The organism is Streptomyces sp. SID3343, from assembly GCF_009865215.1.
Classification (GTDB): domain Bacteria; phylum Actinomycetota; class Actinomycetes; order Streptomycetales; family Streptomycetaceae; genus Embleya.
The window spans coordinates 1-8,374 of record NZ_WWJX01000509.1 but is presented as its reverse complement, the minus strand read 5'-3'; the positions used below and the strand labels follow the sequence as shown (position 1 = coordinate 8,374).

The 8,374-nt window shown below is 71.4% G+C and carries 4 protein-coding genes, 1 tRNA gene and 1 pseudogene; 3 read left to right on the top strand and 3 right to left on the bottom strand.

What is annotated here, in order from left to right:
* Together GT354_RS16145 and GT354_RS16140 are read right to left on the bottom strand one after the other, a co-directional pair.
* A pseudogene (locus tag GT354_RS16145) lies at nt 1–960 on the bottom strand (hypothetical protein); the annotation flags it as partial.
* Nucleotides 961–962: 2 nt separating this feature from the next.
* Nucleotides 963–1,034: transfer RNA gene (locus tag GT354_RS16140), tRNA-Lys, on the bottom strand.
* A gap of 551 nt (nt 1,035–1,585) precedes the next feature.
* Here GT354_RS16140 and GT354_RS16135 point away from each other — a divergent pair.
* Nucleotides 1,586–3,628, top strand: coding sequence for a glycosyl hydrolase family 18 protein (locus GT354_RS16135; RefSeq protein WP_161357008.1), 2,043 nt, complete (start codon nt 1,586–1,588; stop codon nt 3,626–3,628).
* A 122-nt stretch (nt 3,629–3,750) separates the two neighbouring features.
* Here GT354_RS16135 and GT354_RS16130 read toward each other — a convergent pair whose 3' ends face one another.
* Complete coding sequence (locus tag GT354_RS16130) at nt 3,751–5,436, bottom strand: ATP-binding cassette domain-containing protein (protein ID WP_161357007.1); 1,686 nt, start codon at nt 5,434–5,436, stop codon at nt 3,751–3,753.
* A 442-nt stretch (nt 5,437–5,878) separates the two neighbouring features.
* Between GT354_RS16130 and GT354_RS16125 the strand changes: the two genes are divergently transcribed.
* Nucleotides 5,879–7,090 (top strand): LLM class flavin-dependent oxidoreductase, encoded by a 1,212-nt coding sequence (locus GT354_RS16125; protein ID WP_161357006.1) that lies wholly within the window; start codon nt 5,879–5,881, stop codon nt 7,088–7,090.
* The gene (locus GT354_RS16120; RefSeq protein WP_346012049.1) at nt 7,087–7,947 is read left to right on the top strand and encodes an SDR family NAD(P)-dependent oxidoreductase; all 861 of its coding nucleotides are present in this window, start codon (nt 7,087–7,089) and stop codon (nt 7,945–7,947) included. Before GT354_RS16125 ends, GT354_RS16120 begins: the two co-directional genes overlap by 4 nt.
* The last annotated feature ends 427 nt before the right edge of the window (nt 7,948–8,374 follow it).

The following is an 8,374-nucleotide window of genomic DNA, read 5'->3' as shown; positions in this document are numbered from 1 at the left end:
CCCGCGGCGGCGCACCATCGAGTCCACCGCGTACTGGAGCCGGCCGCGCAGGCGCGGGTCCGGGCCGCGGCCGGCGACCGCCGCCTCGAGGGCGACCCGCAGGACGGTCTGGTTCTCCTTCGGCCGGCGGTGCTTGCCGCACAGCCGGTGTGCCGCGGCCAGTTCGCGGTAGCGCACGAGGAGTGCCGCGCCGCGCTCCAGCCACGCGGCGTCCGGGGTCCGCGCCGGGATCCGGCCGTTTTCGACGGTGTCGAGCCAGTGCGCGAGCAGGTCGTCGGCGTACGGATTCCACACGGTGAGCGCTTCGTGCATCGCGTCGATGGCGTCGTTGGGCAGGCGGTCGGCGACCGCGCGCCGCACGTCGCCGACGGTGTTGCGGCAGGCCGTGGTCGGGTCCTCGTCGATCGCGGGCCCGGGCCCGGGATAGAAGCGCAGCCGGTCCGCGAACGGGACGATGGTGTCCAGGAGTTCGAGGGCGCCGAGCCGGTCCCCCGTGCGCACCAGCCACGCGACCACGAGCAGCGCGGCCTCCTCGGGCACTTGCACCTCGTAGGCACCGGAGTCGAGCAGTTCGGTCAGTTCGGCCAACCCCGCTTCGGTCAGGTGATGTTCGAACAGCGCGCGCCGCTCGGCGGGTACGCCGGCGCGCCGCGCGGTCTCCACCTCGTAGGGGCGCAGGGCCCCGCCGGCGCTCTCCGCGCCGGTGGCGAAACCGCCGCGGGCGACCTCCAGGGTCACCCACCCGGGAGCACCGGCAACGGGGGTGCGCGAACCCGGACGCACCGTCCCGTCGGAGATGCCGCGCAACACCCGCCGCCAGACGCGGACGCGATCGAGCGCGCGGCGGGCGGTGGCGGGGTCCTCGTGGGTGCCTGCCGTGACGAGGGCGCTCGCCAATCGGCCGGCGACCCAGCCCACGTCGACGGGGTGCTTGTCCTGGTGCTCATCGTGAACGTTCATAGCCGGCATGGCGGGTTCCGCCCCCGCGCCCTCCGGGAAAAGAGCCCGGTGCTCTCCTGCTGAGCTACACGCCGTCGTGAAGCAGACGCTAAAGGTGTACCGCACCCGGCCGCAAAGCCTTTTCGAACCGCAGGGAGACGGGAGAGGCCGCCGGGAGACCGCAGAGGTCACTCTTGCCGCAACGGCCCTCGCGCCCGCCCTCTCGCAGCGCCGCATAGCAGCCGCGAAGGGTTCGCGTGGGCACGCCACCCGGTTGGCAAAAATTGGCGAACTGCGCCTGGACCAACGCCTTTTCGTCGCCCCTCCGGCCGCGCGTCCGACCTCGCGACGGTGCCGGTCAGGGTCTGTTCGAGTCGTCTCGACCGGAACCTTGACACGCATTTGGTCTAGTCCAATTATGGGCTGTGTTCCGCCGCGTCCCCTGCGGTCGGGCTGCATCGCACGTGCTTTGGCGCCGGCGTACCACGCCCTCTCCGGGCGGCTTCGCATGCCCTGTTTCCACCCGGTCCCGTCCCCTCGTTCGGGCGTCGATCGACGCTGCCCGTCGAGTACCGCACAGCGCACTGCCCACGTTCGGCCCCTCCCGCGCATCCGGGAGTCCGCGCATCCGAGAGTCGGAGCACCCATGAGTCGACCACGTTCCCTTCGAGCCCTGCTGGCCGTGATCACCACCGCGGCCGCGTCCCTGGGCCTCGCCTTCGCGGGCGGCGGCACCGCGCAGGCCGCGACGCCGCTGCCCACCCGCGTCTTCGCTCCCTACTTCGAAGCCTGGACCGGCGAGAACCCCGCCACGTTGTCCCAGCAGTCCGGCGCCAAGTACCTGACGATGGCGTTCCTCCAGACGGCGACCGCCGGATCGTGCACGCCGTACTGGAACGGCGACACCAGCATGCCGGTGTCGCAGTCCGTCTTCGGCGCCGACATCGCCACCATCCGCTCCCGCGGCGGCGACGTGATCCCGTCGTTCGGCGGCTACACCGCGGACACCACCGGTACCGAACTCGCGGACAGTTGCACCAACGTCAACTCCATCGCCCTGGCGTGGCAGAACCTCATCACCACCTACGACCTCAGCCGCATCGACCTCGACATCGAGGCCGACTCGATCGAGAACGCGGCCGGGGTCGACCGCCGCAACAAGGCGATCAAGCAGGTCCAGACGTGGGCGGCGGCCAACGGTCGTTCGATCCAGTTCTCGTACACCCTGCCCAGCACCACGCACGGCCTCGCGGAGAGCGGCGTGGCCCTGCTGCGCAACGCGGTCACCAACGGTGCCAAGGTCGACGTCGTCAACATCATGGCGTTCGACTTCTACGACAACCAGCCGCACCAGATGTCCACCGACGCGCAGAACGCCGCTACCGGACTGCACGCCCAACTGACCTCGCTGTACCCGGGCAAGACCTCGGCCCAGATCTGGGCCATGATCGGCGTCACCGTGATGCCGGGCGTCGACGACTTCGGCCCGGCCGAGACGTTCACCACCGCCGACGCGACGACGTTGGTCGCCTGGGCCAAGAGCAAGAACATCAACACGCTGTCCATGTGGGCGTTGCAGCGCGACAACGGCAACTGCCCCGGCGGCGCGGCGGCCGACAACTGCTCCGGGATCGCCCAGGATCTGTGGTACTTCAGCCACACGTTCCAGCCCTTCACCGGCAGCGGTACGGTCACCAACGACTTCTCGATCGCGGTCGCGCCCGGATCCGGCTCGGTCGCCCCCGGCAGCGGCACCACCGCCGCGGTCAGCACCGCCGTCACCAGCGGCACCGCGGAGAGCGTCGCGTTCACCGTCGCCGGCGCGCCCGTCGGCGTCGATGCCACCCTCAACCCGACCACGGGTACCGGCGCGACCCTGAACATCACCACCACCACCGCGGCGCCGCCCGGCACCTACCCGCTCACCATCACGGGCACCAGCGCCTCGGCCACGCACACGACCACCTACGTACTCACCGTCACCGGCACCGTCACCAACGACTTCTCGATCGCGGTCGCGCCCGGATCCGGCTCGGTCGCCCCCGGCAGCGGCACCAGTGCCACGGTCGGCACCGCCGTCACCAACGGCGCGGCCCAAAACGTCGCGCTCACCGTCACCGGCGCACCGGCCGGCGTCAGCGCCACCGTGAACCCGACCTCGGTCACCGCCGGCGGCACCGCGACCCTGGACATCACCACCACCGCAGCCGCCGCACCCGGCACCTACCCCCTCACCATCACCGGCACCGGCACCTCCGCGACCCACGCCACCACCTACACGCTCACCGTCACGAGCGGCCCCGGCGGGGTCCTGGTCAACGGCGACCTGGAAAGCGGCACGCTCGCCCCGTGGACCTGCCAGCCCGGCGGCTCCAACGCGGCCACGCCCGCACACGGCGGCACGCACGCCCTCCAGGTGGCGGCCGGAGCGGCCCAGACCGGCCAGTGCACGCAGACCGTGGCGCTCACCCCGAACTCGTCCCACACGCTGACCGCGTGGGTCCACGGCAACTACGCCTACCTGGGCGTCAGCGGCGGAGCGTCGGGGAGCACGTGGGCCTCTCCCGGTGACGCGTGGACCAAGCTGACCGTGCCGTTCACCGTCGGCGCCAACGGCTCGGTGACGGTCTACATCCACGGCTGGTACGGGCAAGGTTCCGTCTACGGCGACGACTTCGCCATCAGCTAGACACCGGGCGGCGCAAGGAACGCAACCGCCGGCCCACCACGACCGAACCCCGAGGTACCGATGCCCACCAAGAGCATCGGTACCTCGGGATCGTCGGCGGTCCGGGCCGCCGGCCGTACGGCTCAGCCCCTGGCCCGCTCCACCCGACCCTCGTCCCAGACCGGGCCGTCGGTCTCGCGCACCCGGCCGTCCTGGCCGAACACCATGAAGCGGTCGAACGACGACGCGAACCAACGGTCGTGGGTGACCGCGAGGACCGTCCCGTCGAAGGCTTCGAGGGCTTCCTGAAGGGCCTCCGCCGAGACCAGGTCGAGGTTGTCGGTCGGCTCGTCGAGCAACAGCAGGTTCGCGCCGGAGAGTTCGAGCAACAGCACCTGGAATCGGGCCTGTTGGCCGCCGGACAGGGTGTCGAAGGGCTGCTCCGCGCCGTACGCGAGTTCGTAGCGGTCGAGCACCTTGGCCGCGCCCTCGCGCCCGAGTCCGCTGCGGTGTTCGTCACCGCGGCCGAGGATGTCGACGAGCGTCTTGCCGACGAACTCCGGGTGGTCGTGCGTCTGCGCGAACCAACCGGGCCGCACGCGCGCGCCGAGCCTGGCCCGCCCGGTGTGCGCGACCGGCGGGATCACCGTGTCGCCCACCGGTTCGTGCTCGACGTCGGGATCGGTGCCGCCGGCCGCGAGCAGCCGTAGGAAGTGCGACTTGCCCGAACCGTTGGAGCCCAGTACCGCCACCCGGTCGCCGTACCAGACCTCGACGTCGAACGGCTTCATCAGGCCGGTCAGTTCGACCGCCTCGGCGATCACCGCGCGCTTGCCGGTCCGCGATCCGCGCAGCCGCATCTTGACGTCCTGTTCGCGCGGGATGTTCTGCGGCGGACCGATCTCCTCGAACTTGCGCAGTCGGGTACGGGCCGCCTGGAGCCGGGACGCGAGGCCGTCGTTGTACGCGGCCTTGGTCTTGTACATCAGCACGAGCGCCTTGAGCTTGGCGTGCTCCTCGTCCCAGCGCCGGCCCAGTTCCTCGAAGCGCTCGAACCGCGCCCGGCGGGCCTCGTGGTAGGTCGCGAACGAACCACCGTGGATCCAGACGGTGTTGCCGGCCGCGCCGAGTTCGATCGTGACGATCCGGTCGGCGGCCTGGGCGAGCAGTTCGCGGTCGTGCGAAACCAGGAGTACGGACTTCTGGGTCTCCTTGAGCTGCTGTTCCAGCCAGCGCTTGCCCGGCACGTCGAGGTAGTTGTCCGGCTCGTCGAGGATCAACACCTCGTCCGGTCCGCGCAGCAGCGCCTCCAGCGCGAGGCGCTTCTGCTCGCCGCCGGACAGGGTCCGCACCTCGCGCCACTTGGCCCCGTCGTAGGTCGTACCGAGTGCGGCCTGACAACACTGGTCCCACGCGGGCTCGATGTCGTAGCCCCCGGCGTCGCCGAACTCGGCGAGCGCCGTCGCGTAGCGCATCTGGTGTTTCTCGTCGTCGTTGTCCATCATCGCCAACTCGGCCTCGTCGACCGCGAGCACCGCGGTCCTGATCCGCGGCGGGGCGAGCGAGACGAGCAGGTCGCGCACCGTGGTGGCGTCGCGGATCCGGCCGACGAACTGCGGCATGATGCCCAGACCGCCGGTTCGGGCGACCGCGCCGGAGTCGGGTTTGAGCTCGCCCGTGATGATCCGCAGCAGCGTCGTCTTGCCGGCCCCGTTCGCGCCGATCAGCGCGACGGTCTTGCCGTCGCCGACGCGGAAGGACACCTCGTCGAGCAGGACACGGCCATCCGGCAAGGTAAAGCCGATGGCGTTGACATCGATGTAGCCCATGGCGTGCGCGCGTCCTTCGTGCTGCTGTCGGCGGGGCTGCCCGCTGGTGGATGGTGCCGGTGACCGTGCGGCCGGCCGGCTGCCGAGTCGGTCGGGTCGGTCGCCGAGTCGGCTGCCGGGTCGGTCGCCGGCCGGTCGCCGGTTGCTCGACATCCCTTCCTACTCGGTCGGGAGCGGACGGGCCAGTCCATTTCGGGCTGCCGGGCCCCGTGGTGTCGTGCGCGACGTGAACCGGGGGCGCGCGATCGACCGAGCCGGGTGTTGTGAGCCGACCCGCGACACGACACCACCGAAGTGGTACGGCGGCACGCTCGCGGGTACCGGGGGCGCCGAGTGCCCCGGCACCGAGGGCACATCTTTCGCATAGTGCGTCTCTTGATTCGCGCATCGCGACCTGTAACGGTGACGGATCATCAGTTTCGGGGATACGCAAGGAGTCGCGGTGGCACACACGAAACCGCAGCAGATCGCCCAAGAGGTCGCCGTGGGCGAGCGCAGCCCGCTCAGGTTCGGGGTCTTCCTCGCGCCCTTCCACCAGGCCGGGCGCAACCCCACGCTGATGCTCGAACAGGACCTCGCGCTCGTCGAGCACCTGGACCGACTCGGCTACGACGAGGCGTGGATCGGCGAACACCACAGCGGTGGTTGGGAGATCGTCGCTTCCCCGGAGTTGTTCATCGCGAGCGCGGCGGCGCGCACCCGGCACATCCGGTTCGGCACCGGCGTGGTCTCGCTCCCGTATCACCACCCGCTGCACGTCGCGGACCGCATGGTGCTGCTCGACCACCTCACCCGCGGCCGGGTCATGCTCGGCGTGGGCCCCGGCCAGCTCGCGTCCGACGCGCACATGTTGGGCATCGACACCGCCCGCCAGCGCGGCATGATGGAGGAGTCGCTGGAAGCGGTGATCGCGCTGCTCGCGGGCCGCGAACCGGTGACCCGCGAGAGCGACTGGTTCACGTTGCGCGACGCGCGGTTGCAACTGCGCCCCTACACACACCCGTCGATCGAGATCGCGGTCGCGGCGACGTTCTCCCCGGCCGGCCCGCGGACCGCCGGGCGCTTCGGCGCGGGCATGCTGTCCATCGCCGCGAGTCAGGAAGGCGGCTTCGACGCGCTCGGCACGCACTGGGGCGTCGCCAACGAGGTGGCCGCGCGCTACGGGCAGACCATGGACCGCTCCGCATGGCGGCTGATGGGCATGATGCACATCGCCGAGACCGAGGAGCAGGCGCGTCGCGACGTCGCGTACGGGCTCAAGGGCATCCAGGACTACCAGGCCAAGGTGTTGCCGGTGCCGCTCGACCCGTCGACGCCGCTGGAGCAACGGATCGAGCACGGCAACGCGACCGGCTCCTTCATCTGCGGCACTCCCGCGATGGCGATCCGACAGATCGAGCGGCTGTGGCAGAAGTCCGGCGGCTTCGGCACCTATCTGTTCATGGGCGCGGACTTCGCGGACGCCGAGGCGACGAAGCGCTCGTACGAGTTGATCGCGCGCGAGGTGATCCCGTACTTCACCGGCGCCTCACACGGGCCGTTGGCGTCGCAGGAGTGGCAGGTCGGCCTGTCGCAGACCTGGCGGGACCAGACCGCGCAGGCGGTCGGCGGCGCGATGAAGGACTACGAGAACACGAAGGGGGCGTCGGCGTGAGTGGGCAGGGTGTGGGCGACCGGTCCGAGCCGTCCGCCGGCGACGGGACGGCCCCCGGCCCCGGTCGGATCGAGGGCAAGGTCGCGCTGATCACGGGTGCGGCGGCGGGTATCGGGCGGGCGATCGCGCAACGGTTCGCGGCCGAGGGGGCGTTCGTGGTCGCGGGCGACATCGACGCGGCGGGGCTCGCGTCGTTGGCGGCCGAGCTCGGCGAGCAGCGGTGCGTGACGCGGTTGTGCGACGTGACGGTCGAGGAGGACGTGGCGGCGCTGGTACGGGCCGCCGTGGACGGCTTCGGCCGGCTGGACGTCGCGGTGGCCAACGCGGGCGGCGGTACGGCGGCGGAACTGGCCGAGCACGACTACGCGTCGTGGCGCCGGGTCGTGGACCTGTGCCTCAACGGCGCGTTCCTGACGGTCAAGCACGCCGGGCTGGCGATGCGCGCGCAGGAGGGCGGCGGCTCGATCGTCAACATGGCCTCGCTCAACGCGGTCCAGGCGGGGCGGGGCATGGGCGCGTACTGCGCGGCCAAGGCCGGTGTGGTGGCGCTGACGGAGGTGGCGGCCCTGGAGTTGGGGCCGGCGGGTGTGCGGGTGAACGCGGTGGCGCCGGGGCTGATTCGTACGCAGGCCACGTCCGGGATGTGGCATGTCCCGGGAGTGGTCGAGGAGTACGTCGAGAACGCTCCGCTCGGCCGCTTCGCCGAGCCGGAGGAGGTCGCGGCGGTGGTGCTGTTCCTGGCCTCGGACGAGGCCGGGTTCGTGTCGGGCAGCGTGTACGGGGTGGACGGCGGAGCGCGGACGCGGCGCTATCCGGACCTGATCGGCGCGTTGGAGCGGCTGTCGGCCGGATCCTGATCGGGGCCGGGCCGGGGCCTCATGGGGCGGCGCGGCTGCGGACGGTGGCCTGACGCAGCATCAAGTTCCTGACCGGTAATGGCAATTTGGCCTCCGAATGGACGCGCGCACGACCGCTTGGCGACCTGGTCCGGCCGGGTTCGACCTGTTCGGCCGAGGACGGTTTTCCGGCGTCCCGACCGGGCAACCCAAGGACACCGAAAGGGCGCACGGGGGACCTGACACCCCCCAGCGCGACGGCGCACCCACCGCCCCGAAGGTAGAAAAAGCGCCGGCGGCCGGACCCACTCCCCCGTGCCCGACCGCCGGCGCTGAATACCGGCCCTTCGGGCCGGGGGGCGGCTGCGCCGCCGGCGGCTCCGCCGCCTCTCCTCGCTGCCGCTCGTCGAGCACCGGTCGACGATCGATCAGTGGGCGCTGACGCGCC

What these genes read in the sequence shown, in the direction of transcription:
- GT354_RS16135 (WP_161357008.1), top strand. Translation starts at nt 1,586, where the DNA reads ATGAGTCGACCACGTTCCCTTCGAGCCCTGCTGGCCGTGATCACCACC.
- GT354_RS16130 (WP_161357007.1), bottom strand. Translation starts at nt 5,436, where the DNA reads ATGGGCTACATCGATGTCAACGCCATCGGCTTTACCTTGCCGGATGGC.